The organism is Paracoccus aminophilus JCM 7686, assembly GCF_000444995.1.
Lineage (GTDB): Bacteria > Pseudomonadota > Alphaproteobacteria > Rhodobacterales > Rhodobacteraceae > Paracoccus > Paracoccus aminophilus.
On the sequence record NC_022041.1, the window covers coordinates 2462741 to 2485158 of the forward strand.

Genomic DNA, 22418 nt, shown 5'->3' on the forward strand with positions numbered 1-22418 from the left:
TCGCAACCGATGGGGGCGCTGCCCCCGTCCTTCGGACTCCCCCGGGATATTTCGACATGAAAGAGATGACGCTCTATTCGATGCCCTCCTCGGGCAACAGCTACAAGGTCCGGCTGCTTCTGGCGCTGATTGGCCGCGATTGCGCGATCGTCGATGTCGAGGACAGCTCGCCCGAGATTGCCGCGGCCAAGGCGGCGGGGCGGCTGCCTTTCGGCAAGGCTCCGGTGCTTGAGCTGGCCGATGGGCGGCTTTTGCCGGAATCGAATGCGATCCTGATGTGGCTTGGGCAAGGCACGGCGTTCATTCCGGGCGATGCCTATCAGCAGGCCGAGATGCTGAGCTGGATGTTCTGGGAGCAAAACCAGCATGAGGGCGTCATTGCCGTGCGCGGGGCCTTGCTGTTTTATCCCTCGCGCAAAACTCTGGCGACGCCCGAGCGGCTGGCCGAGCTGTTGGAGCGGGGTTACGGGCTTTTGCAGATCCTGGAGGATCGTTTGGCCGGGCGCGATTGGCTGGTGGGCGAGAGCCTGTCGCTCGCCGATCTGGCGCTTTACGGCTATACCCATACCGCCGGGTCGCGTGGGCAATATGACATGTCGCGCTTTCCCGCGATCAATCGTTGGTGCGACCGGATCGCGGCGCTGCCGGGCTATATCGGCCTTTATGACTGAGACGAGCTCGACATGAGCTTGGCCTGAGCTTGGCCTCGAATTTGGATTTTGACCGATGACGGATTGGCTGTGACTGAACTTTTCGCCTGGACCGATGGCGCTTGCTCGGGCAATCCCGGCCCCGGGGGCTGGGGCGTGTTGCTTCGCGCGATGAATGGCGCCGAGATCGTCAAGGAGCGCGAGCTCAAGGGCGGCGAGGCAGATACGACCAACAACCGCATGGAGCTGATGGCGGCGATTGCCGCGCTTGAAACCTTGGCGCGCCCGGCCGAGCTGACCATCACCACCGACAGCGCCTATGTCAAAAACGGCGTGACCCAGTGGATGTTCGGCTGGAAGAAAAAGGGCTGGCGCACGGCAGACAACAAGCCGGTGAAGAATATCGACCTGTGGCAGCGGCTCGAGGCGGCGCAGGCGCGCCACACGGTCACCTGGAAATGGATCAAGGGCCATGCCGGTCATGCCGAGAACGAACGCGCCGATGAGCTGGCGCGCGCCGGGATGACGCCCTTCAAGCCCGAGAAAGCCGCAGCCGAGCGAGGGGCGTGATGATCTCTGAGGTCGGGTTGTCGGAGGTCCAGATCTTCCTCGACTATGCCTCGGTCTTCATTTTCGCCCTGACCGGGGCACTGGTCGCGAGCCGGGGGCAACTCGATATCGTCGGCTTCATCTTCTTCGCCGTGCTGACCGCTGTCGGCGGCGGCACCGTCCGCGATCTGCTTTTGGGGCGTGAGGTCATCTTCTGGGTGGCGCGACCCAATCTGATTTTGGCGGCGGTTGCGGCGGCGCTTATCGTCTTTCTGACCGCCCATCGGCTCGAGAGCCGCTATCGCACCTTGCTGTGGCTGGATGCGCTGGCTTTGGCGGTCGCAGTCCCCGCAGGCGTCGATTTCGCGATCGGCGCGGGTTATGGCGCGATCATTGTCGCCATGGCCGGGGTCATTACCGCGAGCGCGGGCGGGCTGATGCGCGATGTGATTTCGAATGAGGTGCCGCTGGTTCTCAAGCAGGGCGAGCTTTATCTGACGGCGGCTTTCGGCGGCGCAATCACCGTGCTGGCGCTCGACCGGCTGGGCTTTCCCCATGGTTGGGGCCTGATCGCCTGCGGCGCGGTGACCTTTGGTCTGCGGGCGGGCAGTATGGTCTGGGGCTGGCAATTGCCGGTCTATAAGCGACGCGCGCCGAAGGTGCAGCCGGGCGTTGATCCGCGTGACCCTTAGAGCTGCCGGGGCAGCTCAGACCAGCCGGGGCGGCGCGCTGCCGCGTGCGTGGAAATCCTCGACCCCCATGCGCAGACCCGCGCCGATGCGATGGGCGAGCGCGGACCAGCCCTGCGCGGCCTCGGGCGGCAGGCAGCGGCGCAGGCTTTCATCAAAGAGCATGAGCCAGGGCGCGAAATGGGGCGCGCGGACATCGCCTGCCTGCATATGCGCGCGCATCGGGCTGCCGTCATAACCGCCTTCGCGCAGGATCGCATTACGCCAGAAGGCCGCGATCTTGGCCTCGTGCTCGGGCCAGTCGGTGATATGGCCGGCAAAGACCGGGCCAAGCGTCTCATGGCGGCGAATCGCGGCGTAAAAGACGGCGATGACGCGGTCGATCTCGGCGGGGGTGATGTCGAAACGAGGGGTAACCATGGGCCCTATCTGGGCAGAAAAACCGCTTTTGACAAGCCCGGCGGCGGAGGTCAGAGATTTCAATCTGCGGGGCGAAAGGATATGGTTGCGTCCATCGGCAGAGTGCTGCGGGAGCGCAAGATGGCAGACGGCAAGGCAAAGAAAAACAAGGACAATCCGAAGGCCGGTGCCGCAGCCGAGCCCAAGGCGGGCGCCGGAAAGGGCAAGGCCGCCAAAGCCGCCGCGCCCGAGCGCGCGGGTCAAAATGAGCGCGAGGCGCGCCGCGCCGCGAACCAGGCCGAGCGCGAGGCCAAAAAGGCCGGGCGTCAGGCCGAGCGCGCCGCCAAGAAGGCCGAGCGCGAGGCCCGTCAGGCCAAGGATCCAGCGGGAGAGGCTGCGCCCTCGACTGAGGAAAAGGTCGCGAAGAGCAAGCCCGCCAATGACAAATTCGCCGGGCTGAGCCCCGAAGAAAAGGCCCTGCGCCAGCGCGAATATGCGAAGCTTCGCTTCGAGGAGCAGGAGGCCAAACGCAAGGCGCGCCAGAACAAGCGCCGCGCCGAGCGGGCCAGCCTCGGTCCCAGCGCATCTGCGGCTCCGGTGGCGGGTTTTGCCGCGCCGAAGGCGGCGGCTGCCCCAGAGCCCGCCTCCGTGACGGTGAGCGAGCAGCCGACCCGGCCCACACGCCCGGCGGCTCCTGCGGTCTCGGCCGCCGCAACTCCCGCGCCCTCGGCACCCAAAGCGGCAAAGGCCGCCGCGCCGACGCCCGAGGCTGCTCCGGCCCCAGTTCAAGCCCCCGTTCAGGTTCAGGCTCAGGCCCAGGCGCAAGAACAGAGCTTCAACATCCTGATCGTCGCCCAGAATGGCACGCTTGCCCGTGAGGCGGTGCTGTTTGCGGCCAGCCTGCGGCGCAATTCGCCCAATTGGCAGGGACAGCTGATCGTGGCCGAACCGCTGCCGGAAGGCGCTTGGTCGGGCGCGCGCACCCGTATTCCCGATGCCGAGCGCGCGCTTCTGACCGGCTACGGCGCCGAAATCCTGCCCTTCACCGCGCGCCATTTTGGCCGCGCCTATCCCTATGGCAACAAGATCGAGGCGCTGGCCTTGCTGCCGGCGAAGGAGAATTTCATCTTCTTCGACACCGATACACTGATCCTCGGCCCGCTCGATCAGATCGCGTTCAACTTCGCGCGGCCCTCGGCTTCGATGCGGCGCGAGGGGACATGGCCCGAGCCGCCGCTTTACGGGCCGGGCTATGCCGAGATCTGGAAATCGCTTTATGACCGCTTCCAGCTGCCCTTTGAGACCTCGCTCGATCCGACGCGGTCCGAGGATGATTGGGAGCGCTATCTCTACTTCAACGCGGGCTGGTTCTTCGGCAGCGATCCCGATCTTTTCGGGCGCCGTTTCTTGGATGCCGCGCTGAAGGTTCAGGCCGATCCGGGCGAGGCCTTGGCCTGTCAAAGCCTCGATCCCTGGCTCGATCAGGCGACGCTGCCCTTGGTCATCCACTCGTTCCTGGGCGGGCGTCCGGGGCCAGAGCTCGATGGGCTTGATGGCGCGGTGACCTGCCATTACCGCAACCTCTCGCTGCTCTATGCCCGCGAACCCGAGGCGGCGCTAAGCGAGGTCGAGACGCTTCTCGCCGATCCGAAGATCGCGGCGCTTTTCGCCCAAGACGCGGGCGCACAGAAGCTGGTGGTGCAAGGGGAAGGCCGCAAGGTGCTGCGCCCGCTCTTTGCCGGAGGGCTGCCGCCCTCGGAAAAGGCGATGCGTCAGGTTCTCAAACGCAGCGAATTGTGGTTTCCGCAATAAGGACGCCAAAAAGAAAGGGGCCCGCGGGGCCCCTTTTTGCTGTGCGGGAAAGGTCTGGTGGGCTCAGCCGCCCGCCCCTTCCGAAGATTGCGCCCAGAGGTTCACATCGCCGCAATCGGCGACCAGTTGGTCGATGCGGGCGAGCTCGGCCGCCGAGAAATCGAGATTGCGGATCGCGCCCGCGCAATCGATGACCTGCTCGGGGCGCGAGGCGCCGATCAGCGCCGAGGTGACATGGCCACCGCGCAAAACCCAGGCAATCGCCATCTGCGCCAGCGTCTGCCCGCGCGCCTCGGCGAGATCGTTGAGCCCACGCAGCGCGCCCAAAGCCTTGTCGGTCAGCCATTCCGGGAAGAGCGATTTGCCCTGTGCCGCGCGGCTGCCATCGGGAATGCCGCGCAGATATTTGCCGGTAAGCATCCCCTGCGCCAGAGGCGTGAAGGCGATCGAGCCGACGCCGAGGCTTTCCAGCGTGTTCAGCAGCCCGTCGCCCTCGACCCAGCGATTCAGCATATTGTAGCTGGGCTGATGGATGATGCAGGGCGTGCCGAGCTCGCGCAGGATCGCGACCGCCTCGGCGGTGCGATGCGCATTATAGCTGGAAATGCCGACATAAAGTGCACGGCCCGAGCGCACGATGTGATCGAGCGCGCCCATGGTTTCCTCCAAGGGCGTTTCGGGATCGAAGCGGTGCGAATAGAAGATATCGACGTAATCGAGCCCGAGACGCTTCAGCGAAGCATCGCAAGACGCGATCAGATATTTCCGGCTGCCCCATTCGCCATAGGGACCGTCCCACATCCGGTAGCCCGCTTTCGAGCTGATGATCAGCTCGTCGCGCAGCCCCGCGAAATCGGTGCGCAGGATCTCGCCAAAGGCGGTTTCGGCACTGCCCGGAGGCGGGCCGTAATTGTTGGCGAGATCGAAATGGGTGATGCCGCAATCGAGCGCCGCGCGGCAGATCGCGCGCTTGACCTGATGGGGCGTGTCCTCGCCGAAATTGTGCCAGAGCCCCAGCGAGACCGCAGGCAGCATCAGCCCCGAGCGACCGGTGCGGCGATAGGTCATGCGCTCGTGACGCTCGGGATCGGGCTGCCAACCAGCGACGAGGGGTTTTGCGGGACGTTCAGCCATCAGCTCAAAACCTCATCGCAGCGGGCGCAGGTGCCCGGATGTTGGTGGGTGCCGACATCGGGCAGGATCCGCCAGCAACGCTCGCATTTCTCGCCCTCGGCAGGCTCAAAGACCACGCCGATGCCGGGCACTTCCGAGAGGCGGAAGGCCTCGGCAGGTGCGGGATCAGCGGTCAGCGACAGATCCGAGGTGATGCAGATATCGGCGAAATCGCTCGATTTCAGCGCAGAGAGCAGCGCCGCATCCTCGACGTGGACGACGGGCGCGGCCTCGAGGCTGGCACCGATGGTCTTGTCGGTGCGCTTGAGCTCCAGCGCGGCGGTGACAACGCGGCGGGCGCGGCGGACCTGATCCCATTTGCGCGCGAGATCCGCGTTCAGCCAATCATGCGGCGTTGCCACGAAATCCTGCAGATGGATCGAGCTGTCGTCGCCCGGGAAGCGCGAGAGCCAGACATCTTCCATCGTGAAGGGCAGAATCGGCGCGAGCCAAGTCGTCAGGCGGTGGAAGAGGATATCGAGCACCGTGCGCGCGGCGCGGCGGCGCAGGCTGTCGGGCCCGTCGCAGTAAAGCGCGTCCTTGCGGATGTCGAAATAGAAGGACGAGAGATCCAGCGTCGCGAATTGGAAGAGCGTCTGGAACACGCCTTGGAAGTCATAGACGTCATAGCCGTGACGGACCTGCGCGTCGATCTCGGCGAGACGATGCAGGACCCAACGCTCGAGTTCCGGCATCTCGGCCGGTTCGACCCGCTCGGCCTCGGTGAAACCGGCAAGGCTGCCCAGCATATAGCGCAGAGTGTTGCGCAGACGGCGATAGCTGTCGGCGGTGCCTTTGAGGATCTCTTTCCCGATGCGCTGATCGGCGGTGTAATCGGCCTGAGCCACCCAGAGACGCAGGATATCGGCGCCGTAATCCTTGATGACCTCGGCGGGCAGGATGACATTGCCGAGCGATTTGGACATTTTCATGCCCTTCTCGTCCAGCGTGAAGCCATGGGTCAGAACGCCCTTGTAGGGCGCGCGGCCCTTGGTGGCGCAGGCCTGCAGAAGCGAGGACTGGAACCAGCCGCGGTGCTGGTCGGTGCCTTCGAGATAGAGATCGGCGATGCCGTCGGGCGTGCCGTCGGCACGGTCGCGCAACACGAAAGCATGGGTCGAGCCAGAATCGAACCAGACGTCGAGCACATCGGTGACCTGATCGTGATCGTCCGGGTTCGCGATGCCCTCGAGCACCTGCGCCTTGAAGCCGTCGCGATACCAGGCATCGGCGCCGTCCTTTTCAAAGGCGGCAGTGATACGGTCGTTCAGACGCGCGTCTTTCAAGAGGAAATCGGCATCGGTCGGACGCGCGCCCTTCTTGGTGAAGACGGTCAGCGGCACGCCCCAGGCGCGTTGGCGCGAGAGCACCCAATCGGGGCGGTTCTCGACCATCGAATGGATGCGGTTGCGCCCGGTCTGGGGCGTCCAGCGCACCAGCTTGTCGATCGAGGTCAGTGCGCGGCTGCGGATGGTCGAGCCATATTCGTTCATCCCATCGCTCAGATCGGTGTCGATCGCGGCAAACCACTGGGGCGTGTTGCGATAGATCACCGGCGCTTTCGAGCGCCAGCTATGGGGATAGCTGTGCTTGATCTTGCCTTTGGCGAGCAGCGCCCCGGCATAGGCCAGTTGCTTGATATTGCTGACGTTCGCGCTGCCTTCGGCGCCGGTCGAGGTCAGGATCGCCTCGCCGCCGAAAACCGGCAGGTCCTTGCGATAGGAGCCATCGGGTTCGACGTTATAGGTCATCGGCAGCTTGTATTTCACGCCAAGCTGATAGTCGTCATCGCCGTGGCTGGGCGCGGTATGGACAAAGCCCGTGCCCGCATCTTCGGTCACATGATCGCCCGGCAGAAGCGGCACGTCAAAGTCCCACTCGCCTTGGCCATTCTCGATGCCGCGATAGGGATGGGCGAGGATCAGCCCTCTCAACTCGTCCGCGGTTACTTCGCGCAGTCGATTGAACCCAGTCACCTTAGCGGACTTCAAGACCCCTTCGGCAAGAGCATCCGCGAGAACTAGATACTCGCCAAGTACGGCCGTGGACTTATCTTCAACATCCGTCACCTCATAGAGACCGTAATCAATGTCAGGACCAAAAGCCACCGCGCGGTTTTGCGGAATAGTCCAGGGCGTTGTCGTCCAGATAACGATAGAGGCTTGGAGCAGCTCATCCTTCATATCTTGGAGAACTTCGGCCTCAATCTGGTCGCTCAAACCGGGATCGACTGTGAGACCAGCGCCTTTGGCAATATGAGAATCGCCGCTCGCTCCGACCGGCTTAAACCGCACCCAGATCGTGTGGCTGGTGTGGTCGTGATATTCGACCTCGGCCTCGGCCAAAGCGGTCTGCTCGACCGGAGACCACATGACCGGCTTCGAGCCCTGATAGAGCGAGCCGTTCATCAAAAGCTTCATAAACTCGGCCGCGATCACCGCCTCGGCGTGGTAGTTCATCGTCAGATAGGGATCTTCCCAATTGCCGATGACGCCCAGACGCTTGAACTGCTCGCGCTGGGTCTCGACCCAACCCTGCGCAAAAGCGCGGCATTCCTGACGGAATTCGACGATATCGACATCGTCCTTGCGCTGCTGGCGCTCGCGGTATTGCTCTTCGATCTTCCATTCGATCGGCAGGCCGTGGCAGTCCCAGCCCGGCACGTAACGCGCATCGCGGCCCATCATCTGCTGGCTGCGGGTGATGAAATCCTTCAGCACCTTGTTCAGCGCGTGCCCGATGTGAAGGTTGCCGTTCGCATAGGGAGGGCCGTCATGCAGGATGAAGGGCGCGCGGCCCGCCTCTTTGCCTTTGCGGCGCAGGCGGCCATAGATATCAAGCGCCTCCCAGCGGGCCAGCCAGTCCGGCTCGCGGGCGGGCAGGCCCGCGCGCATCGGAAATTCGGTTTCGGGCAGGAAAACGGTGTCGCGGTAATCGGGCGCGGTCGAAGTCGGTTCGCTCATCAGCGGGAATCCTTTGGCAGACAGTCAGGCAGCAATCATCCCGACGGCGAGGACCCCCTACGCCGTCGGGCGACTAATTCGAATGCTGTGCCCGGTCATATACATGGGTGTGGTTATAGAAACCGCCGGGGCGAGGTTCAAGCGCCGAGAGCAGCCCGCAGCGGAGCAGAGGACGACAGAACGGAAGACTTGGGCCGAATTTGATCTCGGTCAAAGCGCGCGGGGGCAAAGCCTGCGAATCTGTCCAAGACGCAAGCCAAAAACGCTTATGTCCGGCCCCCGTCCTGTTCGCGCAATTCACGGGGGCCGATCCTTTTCGAAAGACGCGGCCTTCCGTCCCAAGAGCCTCGCAGATTCAGCCTGTTGCTTGCGCAGCGGGCCCATTGTCCGTGACGGGACTGTCCCATTAGATATGTCGCAATGCTCCCGCCCTCAGGTTAAACCACCGGGGTGGTAACGAGTGTTTGGTTGGTTGGCCGGGAAGGCGAACAGGCTCGGCCGACATTTCCCTTTGCTTTGGTTGTGCGGCGCGCTTTGGGCGGGTCTTCCTTGCGGCGCTCTCTTGTGGCGCCCTGCCCGCCCCGATGTCGCGCGGCAGGACGGCGCGCGGGTTGCTTTCCGCGCGCCGCGCTTTTCGGGTCGATTCCTGCAAGCCAAATTCTGCGGCACCAACTGCGGATCAGATTCGTCAAACCGGTGCCCACAGGTGGCCAATCCGACGGATGACGGTCCACGACGCGCGCCAAAACACCCGTCCGGTCGCGCGTTTTTTCGCTCTGACGGCCGCTGTCTTCAGCCATAGGGTGGAGGCGACTGCGCAACTTCTTTGCCTTTGCCACTTTATGTTGCTTAACGACTGGTTTATCAGCCCTTGCGCGCGCGCAACTTTCCGCAACCCCTGCCCCTCTAGGGAGAACCATATTGACCATTCTCGACGACAAGCTCGAACCAATTTTCGATGAGGTCGTCCGGCGCAATGCCGGCGAGCCCGAATTCCACCAAGCGGTGCGTGAAGTCCTCGAAAGCCTCGGCCGAGTCGTCGCGAAGCGACCCGACTATCTCGAAGATGCGCTGATCGAGCGCATTTGCGAGCCCGAGCGTCAGATCATCTTCCGCGTGCCGTGGACCGATGACAAAGGCAAGGTCCACATCAACCGTGGTTTCCGCGTCCAGTTCTCCTCGGCTATGGGTCCCTATAAGGGCGGCTTGCGGTTCCACCCCTCGGTGAACGTCGGCATCATCAAATTCCTCGGCTTCGAGCAGATCTTCAAGAACGCGCTCACCGGTCTGCCGATCGGCGGCGGCAAGGGCGGTTCGGACTTTGACCCCAAGGGCAAGTCGGACGGCGAGATCATGCGTTTCTGCCAGAGCTTCATGACCGAGCTTTATCGCCACCTCGGCGAATATACCGACGTTCCGGCGGGCGACATCGGCGTCGGCGCGCGGGAAATCGGCTATATGTTCGGCCAATACAAGCGTCTGACCAACCGCTACGAGGCGGGCGTGCTGACCGGCAAGGGCCTCTTCTACGGCGGCTCGCTGGCGCGCAAGGAAGCGACCGGCTACGGCAACACCTATTTCACCCGCGCCATGCTGCAAGCCACCGGCACCGATTTCGACGGCAAGAAAGTCGTGGTTTCGGGTTCGGGCAACGTCGCGATCTACACCATTGAAAAGGTGCAGGAATTCGGCGGAAAAGTCATCGCATGTTCGGATAGCTCGGGCTATATCGTTGACGAAAACGGCATTGATCTGGCGCTGCTGCAAGAGATCAAGGAAGTTCGCCGTGGCCGCGTCGGCGAATATGCGCGCATCAAGGGCGAAGGCAATGGCGTCTATTTCGTCAAAGCTGCCGATGGCAACATTTGGGACGTGCCCTGCGAGGTCGCCATGCCCTCGGCCACCCAGAACGAGCTGACCGGCAAAGACGCCAAGAAGCTGGTGAAGAACGGCGTGATGGCGGTTGGCGAAGGCGCGAACATGCCCTCGACCCCGGAAGCGATCCGCACCTTCCAGCAGGCTGGCGTCAAATTCGGCCCGGGCAAGGCGGCAAACGCCGGTGGCGTTGCGACCTCGGCGCTCGAGATGCAGCAAAACGCCTCGCGCGACAAATGGACCTTCGACAAGACCGAGGCCCGTCTGGCCGACATCATGCGCGACATCCATGACAGCTGCTACCAGACCGCAGAAGAGTTCGGCGCGCCGGGCGATTACGTGATCGGCGCCAATATCGCGGGCTTCATCCGCGTGGCCGAGCCGATGCGCGCATTCGGCATCATCTGATCTGTGACGACATGACCAGAAAGGGCCGCCTTAGCGCGGCCCTTTTTCTTTGCGGGCAGGATGGGCGCGTTCTCCGGGCGTTCGCGGGTGAGGATGTCGCGGTGAGAGGCCGCCCGTCAGCGCAAGAGGCCAGCGCCTTGGACCCACGTCAAACGCGATCCGCCCAACCTTGGTCCGCGTCAGCGTCGGTCAGCACCAACCTCGGATAGCGGAAACGGGACCGAGAACGAGGGCCACTGGTCCTCAGGCGGGAGTTCCGAAATTGGGCTGAGCGAGCGTTCCTGACAGGTGTTGGCGACTTTGCGGACGAAGCTGCCGTTTGGAGGCGCAGCACCGATGTTGGCTGCATCTCCAACATAATCGGTCGAGCGGGCGGAGAGCTGACTTCCGCGATGCGGCTTGGCGTCCGGATCAGAACAGGCAGAGCGGTCACTCAAGCAGAGCGCGACGATTTGGCCGCGTCAGTGCAAAGAGGGGGCGGAAAGCGGTCCCCGTAGGTGCGGGGAACAGCTCAGCTTCGATAGCCTGCGCGACGACGAGCACGGTTCATCCCCGCGGGTGCGGGGAACCGTAGCCCGGACCCCACTGCACGATCCGCCCGTCCGGTTCATCCCCGCGGGTACGGGGAACAGGCCGCCTTTTTCAGCGCCCGGCGCATCACCGCCGGTTCATCCCCGCGGGTGCCGGGAACAGCTGGCCGCGTCTTTCAAGATCCGTTCGGTGCGCAGTTCATCCCCCGGGTGCGGGGAACAGCAGCGAGTGCGCAGATTTGTTGAAATAAGGGGCGGTTCATCCCCGCCGGTGCGGGGAACAGAGTGCGGTCATGGTGACGGCCGAGCGGTTTATCGGTTCATCCCCGCGGGTGCGGGGAACAGTCTTGTTGCAAGCACCTGTTCTACCAATGCTTTTCGTCTACCGCAAATCCTACCGATTATTCCCGTCATCGCGCGGGAAAAACGACACCAGCTTCAGGCCGTCGAAATCGACCGGCATTCGGCGGTTGCGGCCGGTGGTTTCGAAGGCATCGCCTTGGTCGGTCGGCGCGCTCCAGATCATGACGGCATCGCCCTGCTCGATCCCGCCGGTGACCTGGGACCAGATCATTTCGCGCGTGCGGGCCGAACAGTCGCCGACATAGACGCCGGCACGCACCTCGACCAGTCATGCGGCAAGGCGGCCGCGCAGACGGGGCGGCGGGCGAGGTCTCGGCGCTCAAGGGCGCGCGCTTCAGTTGGACCAGCCCCGAGATCGGCGCGCATTACGGCCTCGGCCCCGGCAAAATTGCCATCCATCTGGCCCTTGAAGGCGCCATCCGCGATGCCAGCGGCGCTGTCACCGGCATCCGCAATCTTGGCGGTGCGGGCGCGGTCTTTGACGCCACCCGCACCGGCCCGGCCAGTCCGCTCAGCGACGGCATGCTCGACTTCCGGGGCGAGGCTGCCACCCATTTTGCCACCGCTCTGCCCGCAGACCTCAATGATGTCACCCTGATGTCGGCCTTCCGATTGGCGGATTTTGCCGTCGCCAGCCGCTGGTTGGGGGCGAACGGTCTGGAGTTCCGTTCCAACCCCAGCGCACAGGGCTGGTTTATCCAGATCTGGTCGAACCTTGGCGGCGGCGGCGGTGCCGGTAATATCATCGGCTCACGTCTGCCCAATATCGACCAGGTGGTCATCGCTGAGCATGCCTTTGCCGCCGGGCGCGTCGTCACCCGCGTCAATGGTGTCCAGATCGGCAGTTCGCCAATCCCGAGCAGCGTGCCCCAGCCCGGCCCGCTCCCGCTGCAATTTGTCGGCAAAGGCTCGGGCAGCAATGGCTTCCGGGGCCTGATCGGCGATGTTCTGGGCATCACGCATGGCCCCAATCTCGCGGGCGTCGAGGCCGTCGCGCGCCGGACCCTTGCGGCAAAATTTGGGGTGGCGCTGTGATCGAGATCATCCGCGAACTTCTCACCCCCGAGGATCACACCGACCCCTATGTCTGGGCGGCCGTCTTCGTCGCCCATGCCGCAATCGGGGTCGCGCTCTGGGCGCTGCTGGCCGGGCTCACCCGCCGCCCGCTGCTCTGGGCTGCGGCTCTTTATGCCGCCTTCGAGGCGCTTCAGGCCACGGTCGCGGGCGAGCTCCTGTTCTGGGACAGCGCCCTCGACTGGACCGGCGTCATGCTCGGCGCGGCGCTCGCCTCGAGCCTCTGGGCCCAGCGCCTCGGCCGCGCTTCGGCCGCGATCATCGCGACCCTGGCCATCGCCGTCGCCGGGTGGCGGAAACGGGAATGAAAACGGGGGCCAAATGGCCCCCGCGCGGGTGTTAGGAAATTGGGCGGTATAGCTCTTCTAGAAGGGAGCCTAACGGCGACAGACTAGCGCGTATGATGGCATGGACTCGATCTGCGATCTTAGCAGCGCGGTGCGCAACTTCTCCAAATTGGTGTCAGACATCAGTTGGACGCTGCCTAATGCAGGGTCGTGCAGCAAGCGGTCTAACATCATATCGACTTCCCAACCGCCGTCCTGAAGCTGGTTGCTGTCAATTTCCGTAACCTGCTCAACACTCCAGCCAGCTTGAGAAAGCAGCGCTATCATCTCAGTTTGAGAAATTGGGGTGCGAATGTTGTCGTCAGGCAGCGGAACTGACAGAGCACGCCGCAGCAACACCGTCAGCAAATGAGGAATCTGCGAAGGGCTCTCGGCCCTAATATCCCACTCCGATAGCAGGAGCTGTCTCGTTCGTCCTGCAAGGCACGAAAAAGTTTCCACGAGGCTGTCCTGAGATGCGAAGTACCAACTGCAATGTGCCATTACAGCCGCGTCGTAGTGTTCAAATGGCAGTGCCAGAGTTGGCGACGATAGGCCGGTGCCCAACTGGACGTTGAGGCGACCACCGAGCGGACCGGCGGTTAGTCGTGCGATAGCCTCGCCCAATGTAACGGGAGCGCCGTAGTCCGGAGATCCCGGATCAATTGCAGTGACATGCCCCGAGGATCCAACCATTGCCGCGAGTACAGCAGTCATATCTCCCTGCCCGCAGCCGAGTTCCAGCAAGCGCTGTCCTTCGCGCACATCCCAAGCTAGGGCGATACGCGCCCGGTGTTGGCTCTGCACCAGTTGGGACTGAAGCGCAGCTTCGCTGAGTTGGAGGCCGGCGACCGCAATTTGAGCGATCTCATCGGGACATCGGGACAGCTCAACCGCTTCGGGCTTCATCATATTTCTCCTCCACTGAACACGTCACCATACCCAGCTGGCTGAATGGACGCCGCGAGCAAGAAGGTGAAAAATTGGCTTTGGATGGGTGTTAGGAAGATTCTGAAATGAAGGCAATTTCAATGCCAGTTGGAACGTCGCCGATCCCGCGGGCAGCGCCGCTAGGCAATAGCCCGAAAACCTTCTCTGACAAAGGCGGCGCCCTTCTAAAGAAGCGCTTCTGGCCACAGTCGCATGCGAGCTGCTCGCCCGGGACAGCGCCCTCGACTGGACCGGCGTCATGCTCGGCGCGGTGCTCGCCTCGAGCCTCTGGACCCAGCGCCTGGGCCGCGCTTCAGCCGCGATCATCGCGGCCTTGGCCATCGCCACAGCCGGGTGGCGGAAGCGGGAATGAAAACGGGGGCCAAATCGCCCCCGCGCGGATGTTAGGAAATTGGGCTGAGAGGGCATTCCTGACGCCTATCGAGTAAAATCCGTCCGGTCCGTTCAGAAATTAACGCCCAGCAACGCTCTCCAGCGAGTAATTACTTGCGTTATACACGCATAGGATGTTCTCATTATCAAAAAAAACAGATGTCAAATGCCGTAAATCGTCTCGAATCGCGAATCCAACGGACGCAGCGATACCTTCCTGCGTCTTGCTAAGGGAAGGGAGAGCTTATGCCTACTTCTGTTACGTTAAACGTTTGGAAATTCGACCCTGCATTCCAGTACTACCCCGACTTGAGACCTGACGATTGGACGGGAGCCCTCCATGGCGGCCCAAACAATGATGGTAATCCTCCCCATGGTTAAGGGGCTGCATAAGTAGAATTTTCTCGTAGCGTGAGCTGAGGAGATTCGAATGAGAAAGAGCCGTTTCACCGAGCCGCAGATCATGGCCGTGCTTCGTCAGGCCGAGAGCGGCGTGGCCGTGCCTGAACTTTGCCGCGAGCATGGGATCAGCACAGCGAGCTTTTACAAATGGCGCTCGAAGTATGGCGGCATGGACGCGTCCATGATGAGCCAGATGAAGACGCTTGAGGACGAGAACCGGCGGTTGAAGCGCATGTTTGCGGACCTGAGCATGCAGGCCGAACTGCTCAAGGAAGCACTAGGAAAAAAATGACACGGCCAGTTCAACGCCGGGAGCTGGCCGAGAAGGCTGTGGCGACGAAGGGGGTCAGCATCGCGCTGGCCTGCCGGGCCTTTGGCGTGAGCGAGACCTGCTTTCGCTACAGCCCGAAGCGCGATGCCGAGAACGAGTTTATCGCGGACCTGTTGGAAGGGCTGACCAAGGTGCACCGGACCTGGGGCTTTGGGCTATGTTTCCTGCACATGCGCAACGTCCAAGGGCATCCTTGGAACCACAAGCGCGTCCATCGGATCTATTGCGAGTTGGAACTGAACCTGCGGATCAAGCCGCGGCGGCGGATCAAGCGTGACAAGCCTGAAGAGCTTAGCGTCCCTGACGCGCCGAACACGGTCTGGTCAATGGACTTCATGGCTGATCGATTGGCCGATGGCCGTCAATTCCGCCTCTTGAACGTGCTGGACGACTTCAACCGTGAGGGCCTCGGCATTGAGGTCGACTTCTCGCTCCCGGCCGAGCGGGTGGTCCGGTCCCTCAATCAGATCATCGAGTGGCGCGGAAAGCCCCTGGCCATCAGGGTAGACAATGGCCCTGAATACATCAGCTCCACGCTGATGATCTGGGCCGAGAAGCAGGGCATTGCCCACAACCACATCCAGCCTGGGAAACCACAGCAGAACGCCTACGTCGAGCGTTACAACAGGACAGTCCGCAATGAATGGCTGGACCTATACATCTTTGAAACCATCGAGGAGGCGCAGGAGATCGCAACCGACTGGCTATGGACTTACAACAATGAGCGCCCCAACATGGGCATCGGCGGCATCACACCCGCCCAGAAACTGAAGATGGCTGCCTGAAGTCTACTTCTGCACCCCGTTAAAACGGGGAGGATTACCGCCGCAGACCGCCTGCGGTGACGGCAGCGATGCGGCTAGCCGCCGTTCGCCTCATCTGTATCATCGAGTTTTTGATCGTGGTGTTGAGATCGCGATATTATGAAGGTTGGTATCGATGATGAAAGCGCGCACTCTGGCTGTTATGTCTCTCGCGATCTTGGCAGGCTGCTCGTCTGAAGACGCAAAGCTGCATAGTAAGACGATTGCCGGCGGCGGTCGTGCGATCTCGGTGCTGGGCAGCACAACATATGAGATGTCTGGAGAGGATTTCGGCAACGGTAACGTCGGGTTGTACAATATTCGATCAGCCGACAAGGGGCCTGTGTCTGGGCGATTCTCTCTGATTAACTGCCAAACAGCAAAGATTACTCGCGTGGAGCTTGTCGAACCTCCTGGAGATATTCGCGATATAATTGAAAAAATAAGAAAAGCAGGGGGACTCTCATCGCCAGCTCGTCTGGCGGCAGACGCGATGAGCTACGGGCTGGCTGCAACTACCGGTCAGGTCAAGCGTGGCGAATATTCACAGGGAACACGGGCGGCCAACGCCTGTACCCTCTTCTACGGTTCGGAGTAGTATAGCCGTGGGTTCCGAAAAGGCTTCGTTCCACCAGGGCCTACCGAAATCACCCTCATTGAGCCGCCTCTGAACCATGCCTCCGCACCTGGAGATCGATAAGTCGATACAACCCTAGGAGCTGAAGGAGATCGTCTCGGGCATCTGAGAGAGATGGGTTCAGAATGTAGGTGGCGATATGTCAATCGGCAGGCAAACTGCCCCCTTATCGGCGTGCAATATTGACCCCGTTGATGCGGTTTGCGGCGGGGCCTGAGCCGACGGAACTGATCAGTGGTGGAGGCGGGTCAGGCCCCGGTCATGCGCGGTTCTTGAAGCGCCATGACTCGTTGCCGGTCTCGATGATCTCGCAATGATGGGTGAGCCGGTCGAGGAGTACCGTGGTCATCTTGGCATCGCCGAAGACGGTCGGCCATTCCCCGAAGGCAAGGTTCGTGGTGACGATGATCGAGGTGCGCTCGTAGAGCCGGCTAATGAGGTGGAACAGCAGCTGGCCGCCTGACTGGGCGAAGGGCAGATAGCCCAGTTCGTCCAGGATGACGAAGTCTAGGCGTGTCAGGTAGTCGGCCATGCGACCCTGCTTGCCATTGCGCGTCTCGGTTTCCAAACGGTTCACCAGATCGACGACGTTGAAGAAGCGTCCGCGGGTGCCGCCCCGGATCAGGGCGCGTGCTATGGCAATGGCGAGGTGGGTCTTGCCAGTGCCTGCGCCGCCGATCAGCACGACGTTGCGCTGGTCAGAGACGAAGCTGCCGGTGCTGAGGTCGCGCACTAGGCCCTCATTGATCGGCGTGCCGGTGAAGTCGAACTCTTCGATGTCCTTCGCCAATGGCAGCTTGGCGACGGTCAGTTGATAGCGGATGGATCGTGCCAGCTTCTCGGCAATCTCCGACTGCAGCAGATCGCCGACGATCCGGGGCGGCTCGTGCTGACGCTTGATGCCGGCGGCCATGACCTCGTCATAGGCGCTGCGCATTCCGTAAAGCTTCAGCGTCCCCATCAGATCGAGGATTTGGGTGCGTTCCATAGTGGCTTGTCCTCTTGAGGTTATCGTGAGCCGCGCGCAGTCGGCCACGGGCTCATGGGTCAGGCGCAGCGCGGTTGGTGTGAGCAGCAAGGGTGGTGGCGCGGGGTCGCGCTGGCGGGCGAGGATGTTGATGACGACCGGCGCGGAATGGACGCCGTGATCGAGCGCTTCGCGGCAAGCGGCCTCGACAGCCTGAAGGCCGTCCTCCGGCACGCAGGCCAGGATCTGGACCATTTGCCGATCGCCATCATCGCTGCCCTTCAACTTGCGGCGGATCGCGGACATGGCGGCGGGCAAGGCCCAGTCCCTGAAGGGCGCGCCATTGCGCAGCGCTCCGGGTTTGCGCGCCAGAACAGGCACATAATGCCAAGGATCATATACGGTTTGGCCTCGTCCGAAGACGCGGGCATGCTCGCCGACCACTACCCCGTCCTGCCGGATAGTGATGCGATCGGCATAGGCATGCACCTCGACCGGACGGCCAACAGCGGTGGCCAGCACCGAGTATTCGTTCCTCAGGAAAACGATCCCCGGATCGTTTTCTGATCTTCGTCACTGTCGAACCGCACTGTGCAGGTCTTCGAGACCGATGCAGGCACACTGTGGAAGCCGTCGAAGGGCCCGGCATAGGGCACGAGATGCTGGCGTTCCGCTTCGAACATCTCCCAGACCGTCTTCTCGCTTACCTCGGGATGACGATGGGTCTTGGCATAGGTCACGCATTTGTCGAGCAACCATGCGTTCAGCTCATTGAGGCTCTTTACCCGCAGGCGCGGCGTGAAGAAGCGCTCCCGCACCAGCCCGACCTGGTTCTCGACCTGGCCCTTCTCCCAACCTGAGGCCGGGGTGCAGGCGACCGGCTGTACCAGGTAATGGCTGCACATCTGCAGGAAACGGCGGTTGTCTTGGCGTTCTTTGCCGCTGAAGATCGCCTCCACAGCCGTCTTCCCTCGCCATGGCCTTGAACCAGTGGCGGCTCATGGCTCGATGTCATAGATCCCGCGTGTGCAGGCCCCCTTCAGGAAGGTGAAGGCACGGTCATGGGCATCGAAGACCATCTCCTGCCTCTCGCGCATATAGGCGCGGGCAAACATCATCCGGCTGTGGCAAAGCCGGAGATGGGCGACCTTCGCCGTGACGGTCACGCCCGAGATCAGCACGACCTCATGGCTCCAGTCGAACTGGTAAGCTTCGCCGGGGGCATAATAGAGCGGCACATAGGCCTCGGCCGTCACCGCCCCGCGGGACTGTGACCAGGTTCGCGCAAACCGGCGCACGGCATCGTATCCGCCCTCATATCCGAGGGCCTGTAATTCCTCGAAGACGCGGATCAGCGTCAGCCGCTCGCGAGAGGCCTTCGACGCATTCGAGGACAGAAACTGTTCCAGCTGCCCCTGCCACGGCCCGATCCGGGGCAACGGCTGGTGACTGCGTTCATAACTGAAATCTGTCTCATCCGACCGCAGGATCTTCCGCACCCCTCAGCCATTGCTCGGACCAATGGCGCAATGGCTTCGATCCGCGACACGTGCAGTTCCCGAACGATCGTCTTCACCGACCAGCCATGAACGTAAAAGGCTCGCCGGACCCGCGCGATCGTATCCACCCGCTTCATCTCCCCCTCCGCTCGCTGACCCTCCAGCGAACGGTCTGACAAAACTTAAGGGGGGTCAAAATTGGGTGCCGAAACCCCCATCTAAGGGGGCAAGATTGCACGCCGAAACACAGATGGGATCCCGGCCTCGTGCCGCTGGCGGGCACCCCGGCCCCGGATTCGGTGCCCGGCGCGCTCGCCTTCCGGGGCACGGTTCTCGGCGCAGCTCATGCGGGCAGCGGGCCGCGCTATGGCATTGTCGCGATCCGGCTGCTCGCCCCAGCCGTCAACACCTCGCGCCCGGTGCTGCAATGGGTCAATGACTTGGCCACGAGCTGGAACGCGCCGTGCATCCTCTTCGAGCTCAATGCCTGGACCGCGCGTTATGCCCTGAGCGACGGCGGCCAAGAGGCCACCCAGGCGGCCTATGCCATCGGCAGCTGGCAGGTGGTCGAGTTCTGGATCACGCCCGAGGCGCTCGGCACGGCAGTCGCGGGGGGCCCGAGCTCGACCGTCGCGCGCGCGGCCCCGATCCCGGCCACAACCGGCCTCATGCTCGGCGGCGGCACCTCCTTCGGAGGCCCCGACAACCCGGCTGACTTCGACCTCGCCGGGCTCTTCCTCTGCGACGGCGTTCCGACCTCGGACCAGCGCGCCCGCCTGCGCGCCTGGGCCCGGGCGCAGATCCCGGAGGTCACATGATCCGCGAGCTCCTCACTCCCGAGGATCACGCCGACCCCTATGCCTGGGCGGCCGTCTTCGTCGCCCATGCCGCGATCGGGGTCGCGCTCTGGGCGCTGCTGGCCGGGCTCACCCGCCGTCCGCTGCTCTGGGCCGGGCTTCTCTATGCCGCCTTCGAGGCGCTTCAGGCCACGGTCGCGGGCGAGCTCCTGTTCTGGGACAGCGCCCTCGACTGGACCGGCGTCATGCTCGGCGCGGCGCTCGCCTCGAGCCTCTGGGCCCAGCGCTTGGGCCGCGCTTCAGCCGCGATCATCGCGGCCTTGGCCATCGCCGTCGCCGGGTGGCGAAAGCGGGAATGAAAACGGGGGCCAAATGGCCCCCGCGCGGGTGTTAGGAAATTGGGAGTAGAGGGCATTCCTGACAGATGGCGGTTGTGATGCGGGACGAAGCTGACATTCAGCCACTGATCGCGATAAAAATATTCCTCTTCGGATCGAACAGCGCAACATTTCCTGCGTGGTCGAAAGAGTTCGTCGGCTTCGCCGCATCAAGATATTCCCATGGATCAGCAGCTTCAGTTGCTCTTTGTATATCTTCGTCCCAGCACTCATTTGATATGGCACGCATTTCGATTGCCTCAGCATGAACCCGTTCCGAAAGCGGAATTGTGCTCCAAGGCTCAAAATTTCCCGTCAGTTCAGGGGGATCTGAAAGTGGAGATGTGCTGTAAACCGCGACCGCGCAGAAAAAGATTCGTGACTCAGCCGCTAGAGGGGACAGCGAGCGCAGGCTTTCATCTGCCAAAAATCTGTCGGCCAGATCCTCGTCCAAGCAGCCTGTTAGGAAGATGATCACAGCAATCGGCCAAAATCTCATGCGACATCCTAAGCTCGATTACATGAACAGACTAGCTGTCAGGCGACCGTCCGCAAGGGGCTCAAAGCGTCTATGACCTGATCCGGCCTCAGAGCCGATTGGGTAAGAAATCTGACGGAAAGCCATCAATACCTGACAGAACATACAGAGGGTGTCAGGTTTCAGAGATTTTTGACTCACGGAGAGAGGCATTGCTGTGCCTGACGGCCGGGACCGCCAGGCACTTCCACCCCAATCGTCAAGCAACGCTGACCCAGTGTGCCGGAGGCACGGCATCTGCTATGCGGCCATTCCGGGCAGTCAGGGAAGCTTTTCGTCGGGGTCATAGTCCTCGGCGCGCAAGGCCAGCTTGGGCTTTGGCGACCCTCCGCCATCCTGCAGAAGCGCTTCGACTGCATGCAACAGACCAACCATGGCTTTGGATACCTCGTAGCCCATTGCATCCTTCAAAGCGCTCTCGATTCCAGCGTCTAGCGCCCAATGAACGTAAGCCCAACGCACTGCCCTTGCGCTTTCAGCATAGGCATTTTCGACAGCTACGTAGAACTCGTCGCGAACTTCCACCGTTGCGGCCTCTTCATCGTATTCGCTGAATACTGGCCGACACTGGCAATGACCGCAATGGGCTCTTAGCGACCAACAGCCTCGCTCAAGAAAATTTCTGTCCGGAAGTTAGTCCACTTTTGTCCGGAAGCTGGCGCCCCGCAACAAGTGTTGCGGGGCGCCAGCTTCGGCAGAAAAGTGCACTAGCTAATGCAGTAGAATTTTTCTGACGGTGTAGAGCGGTGGGCAGCGGCACAGTCTGCTTTGCGGACGAAGCTGCCGTTCATCGTGAGCGCTTGGAAACGCTATTCGTATCGGTCCAGAAGCTTCCGGCCCTCATCGGTCCAGTTTGCGAAGCGCACGTCGTCATTCAGCCAAGTCGCGAGTCCGTGTTCGACCAATACCTCCAATGCGAGTTCACCCGAACTCATGGCCATGTTGTCCAGGACGCCTTCGTCGCGCCCCAAGTATAGATCGGCCATCCAAGCCAAGGCCCTCAATGCTTTCTGTTCCGCGCTCTCTCCCTCGAAGGTCTTCCTCGGGCCTGCCTGCCGCGATCCCGCCATGGGCCTCACCGTCATTTCCAAGTCTGGGTCAGTCTTGGATCAAGAATAGCACGCCCTCGACCGTCAGCTAAGGGCTCTTCGCGTTGATGCTAGCATCCTGCCCCCGCCAGCGGCGCGGGACCAGACTGGAGGCGGCAGCTATGAGGGACGCAGCTGCCGGTCATCTTGATGAGGCAGGGCGCTCGCCCAGGTCTTGGAAGAACCGCAACAGGTAGCCATCAGGATCAGCCACGACGAACTGCCTGTTTCCCTCTTCGACATCGCCAACCCGATACCACCGATCTTCCAGCGGCAAAAATAGCGGATATTTCGCCGCTTCGAGGCGATCCAGCAGCGCGGCTACGTTTGAAACCATGATCTGAACATTCAGGCCCCTGCCAAAGGGATAAGCGTCAGGCAGGTGCCCGCCGTCAAACGTCCGCCCGATCCCGATCTCGTCAATCATGAGTTCAGCACCCTCTACCGACAGATAGCTGAAACCATCTTCTGGGCGCTCATACTCACACTTGAACGCGAGGATATCGCAATAAAATTGCCTTGATTTCCGCCAGTCTTTGACCGCGAACTCAGGAACCAACGCATTTGCCATGGCTTTCGTCCTCTCTGGTGGCTGACAGACAACACGGGGGCGACCGTCCGCTAAGGGCTCTTAGCGACCAACAGCCTCGCTCAAGAAAATTTCTGTCCGGAAGTTAGTCCACTTTTGTCCGGAAGCTGGCGCCCCGCAACACAAGTCGGCCGACCGTCGTCGTGCAGTTCGCTGAACAGAACAAGGCCAGAACGTTGGAAAACTTTCGGGCGCAGGTGGGAAACCTGCGGAATTCTAATTAAATTCAATCACTTAAGAGATGAATGGCGGACAG

The 22418-nt window shown here is 62.1% G+C and carries 20 protein-coding genes and 1 pseudogene; 11 read left to right on the plus strand and 10 right to left on the minus strand.

All coding sequences use genetic code 11. The features are described from left to right. Window positions 1–56: 56 nt before the first annotated feature. From JCM7686_RS11955 to JCM7686_RS11965, 3 genes are all read left to right on the plus strand, one after another. A complete protein-coding gene (locus JCM7686_RS11955) occupies window positions 57–671 on the plus strand; it encodes a glutathione S-transferase family protein (RefSeq protein ID WP_020951083.1) in 615 nt (204 codons plus the stop codon). 69 nt (window positions 672–740) lie between these two features. Beyond that, window positions 741–1220 (plus strand): ribonuclease HI, encoded by a 480-nt coding sequence (rnhA, locus tag JCM7686_RS11960; RefSeq protein WP_020951084.1) that lies wholly within the window; start codon window positions 741–743, stop codon window positions 1218–1220. Then, complete coding sequence (locus JCM7686_RS11965; protein ID WP_020951085.1) at window positions 1220–1891, plus strand: trimeric intracellular cation channel family protein; 672 nt, start codon at window positions 1220–1222, stop codon at window positions 1889–1891. Before rnhA ends, JCM7686_RS11965 begins: the two co-directional genes overlap by 1 nt. Before the next feature lie 15 nt (window positions 1892–1906). Here JCM7686_RS11965 and JCM7686_RS11970 read toward each other — a convergent pair whose 3' ends face one another. Beyond that, on the minus strand, window positions 1907–2308 hold the full coding sequence (locus JCM7686_RS11970) for a group III truncated hemoglobin (RefSeq protein WP_041527326.1): 402 nt from the start codon (window positions 2306–2308) through the stop codon (window positions 1907–1909). A gap of 120 nt (window positions 2309–2428) precedes the next feature. Between JCM7686_RS11970 and JCM7686_RS25125 the strand changes: the two genes are divergently transcribed. Further along, window positions 2429–4099 carry a hypothetical protein gene (locus JCM7686_RS25125; RefSeq protein WP_328286674.1) on the plus strand — a complete coding sequence of 557 codons (1671 nt, stop codon included), beginning with the start codon at window positions 2429–2431 and terminating at the stop codon, window positions 4097–4099. A gap of 63 nt (window positions 4100–4162) precedes the next feature. On the opposite strand, the gene mgrA is transcribed toward JCM7686_RS25125, so the two are convergent. Both mgrA and ileS read right to left on the minus strand, forming a co-directional pair. Next, the gene (gene mgrA / locus JCM7686_RS11980; RefSeq protein WP_020951088.1) at window positions 4163–5233 is read right to left on the minus strand and encodes an L-glyceraldehyde 3-phosphate reductase; all 1071 of its coding nucleotides are present in this window, start codon (window positions 5231–5233) and stop codon (window positions 4163–4165) included. Beyond that, window positions 5233–8235 carry an isoleucine--tRNA ligase gene (gene ileS, locus JCM7686_RS11985; RefSeq protein WP_020951089.1) on the minus strand — a complete coding sequence of 1001 codons (3003 nt, stop codon included), beginning with the start codon at window positions 8233–8235 and terminating at the stop codon, window positions 5233–5235. Before ileS ends, mgrA begins: the two co-directional genes overlap by 1 nt. 921 nt (window positions 8236–9156) lie before the next feature. Here ileS and gdhA point away from each other — a divergent pair. Next, window positions 9157–10518, plus strand: a complete 1362-nt coding sequence (gdhA, locus tag JCM7686_RS11990) for an NADP-specific glutamate dehydrogenase (RefSeq protein ID WP_020951090.1) — start codon at window positions 9157–9159, stop codon at window positions 10516–10518. Between the two features lie 924 nt (window positions 10519–11442). Here gdhA and cas2e read toward each other — a convergent pair. Then, window positions 11443–11670, minus strand: coding sequence for a type I-E CRISPR-associated endoribonuclease Cas2e (cas2e, locus tag JCM7686_RS11995; RefSeq protein WP_020951091.1), 228 nt, complete (start codon window positions 11668–11670; stop codon window positions 11443–11445). Between the two features lie 11 nt (window positions 11671–11681). Here cas2e and JCM7686_RS12000 point away from each other — a divergent pair, with 11 nt between their 5' ends. Together JCM7686_RS12000 and JCM7686_RS12005 are read left to right on the plus strand one after the other, a co-directional pair. After that, window positions 11682–12446: a hypothetical protein gene (locus JCM7686_RS12000; protein WP_020951092.1), complete on the plus strand. Its 765-nt coding sequence runs from the start codon at window positions 11682–11684 to the stop codon at window positions 12444–12446. After that, on the plus strand, window positions 12443–12793 hold the full coding sequence (locus JCM7686_RS12005; RefSeq protein ID WP_020951093.1) for a hypothetical protein: 351 nt from the start codon (window positions 12443–12445) through the stop codon (window positions 12791–12793). The genes JCM7686_RS12000 and JCM7686_RS12005 overlap by 4 nt, the downstream gene beginning before the upstream one ends. A gap of 69 nt (window positions 12794–12862) precedes the next feature. On the opposite strand, the gene JCM7686_RS12010 is transcribed toward JCM7686_RS12005, so the two are convergent. Next, a complete protein-coding gene (locus tag JCM7686_RS12010; RefSeq protein ID WP_020951094.1) occupies window positions 12863–13720 on the minus strand; it encodes a methyltransferase domain-containing protein in 858 nt (285 codons plus the stop codon). Between the two features lie 844 nt (window positions 13721–14564). Between JCM7686_RS12010 and JCM7686_RS12020 the strand changes: the two genes are divergently transcribed. Together JCM7686_RS12020 and JCM7686_RS12025 are read left to right on the plus strand one after the other, a co-directional pair. Further along, window positions 14565–15652 (plus strand): IS3 family transposase gene (locus tag JCM7686_RS12020; protein WP_148292561.1). Its coding sequence is split into 2 segments (ribosomal slippage): window positions 14565–14826 and window positions 14826–15652, totalling 1089 coding nucleotides; the frame shifts between segments, so codons are not numbered across the junction. 154 nt (window positions 15653–15806) lie between these two features. Then, complete coding sequence (locus JCM7686_RS12025) at window positions 15807–16268, plus strand: hypothetical protein (RefSeq protein ID WP_041527328.1); 462 nt, start codon at window positions 15807–15809, stop codon at window positions 16266–16268. Window positions 16269–16566: 298 nt separating this feature from the next. Here JCM7686_RS12025 and istB read toward each other — a convergent pair whose 3' ends face one another. Both istB and istA read right to left on the minus strand, forming a co-directional pair. Next, window positions 16567–17295, minus strand: a complete 729-nt coding sequence (gene istB / locus JCM7686_RS12030; RefSeq protein ID WP_020952479.1) for an IS21-like element helper ATPase IstB — start codon at window positions 17293–17295, stop codon at window positions 16567–16569. Continuing rightward, window positions 17228–18910, minus strand: a pseudogene (gene istA, locus JCM7686_RS12035) (IS21 family transposase). Before istA ends, istB begins: the two are co-directional and overlap by 68 nt. A 129-nt stretch (window positions 18911–19039) precedes the next feature. Here istA and JCM7686_RS12040 point away from each other — a divergent pair. Together JCM7686_RS12040 and JCM7686_RS12045 are read left to right on the plus strand one after the other, a co-directional pair. After that, window positions 19040–19591: a hypothetical protein gene (locus JCM7686_RS12040; protein ID WP_020951098.1), complete on the plus strand. Its 552-nt coding sequence runs from the start codon at window positions 19040–19042 to the stop codon at window positions 19589–19591. Next, window positions 19588–19929, plus strand: a complete 342-nt coding sequence (locus JCM7686_RS12045; protein WP_020951099.1) for a hypothetical protein — start codon at window positions 19588–19590, stop codon at window positions 19927–19929. Before JCM7686_RS12040 ends, JCM7686_RS12045 begins: the two co-directional genes overlap by 4 nt. A 97-nt stretch (window positions 19930–20026) precedes the next feature. On the opposite strand, the gene JCM7686_RS24445 is transcribed toward JCM7686_RS12045, so the two are convergent. The 3 genes from JCM7686_RS24445 to JCM7686_RS12060 all read right to left on the minus strand — a co-directional run bounded on the left by JCM7686_RS24445 (window position 20027) and on the right by JCM7686_RS12060 (window position 22144). Continuing rightward, window positions 20027–20446: a hypothetical protein gene (locus JCM7686_RS24445; RefSeq protein WP_148292620.1), complete on the minus strand. Its 420-nt coding sequence runs from the start codon at window positions 20444–20446 to the stop codon at window positions 20027–20029. A 300-nt stretch (window positions 20447–20746) separates the two neighbouring features. After that, window positions 20747–21010: a hypothetical protein gene (locus JCM7686_RS12050; RefSeq protein WP_041527329.1), complete on the minus strand. Its 264-nt coding sequence runs from the start codon at window positions 21008–21010 to the stop codon at window positions 20747–20749. A gap of 705 nt (window positions 21011–21715) precedes the next feature. Continuing rightward, window positions 21716–22144 (minus strand): bleomycin resistance protein, encoded by a 429-nt coding sequence (locus tag JCM7686_RS12060; RefSeq protein WP_020951100.1) that lies wholly within the window; start codon window positions 22142–22144, stop codon window positions 21716–21718. Window positions 22145–22418: the final 274 nt, after the last annotated feature.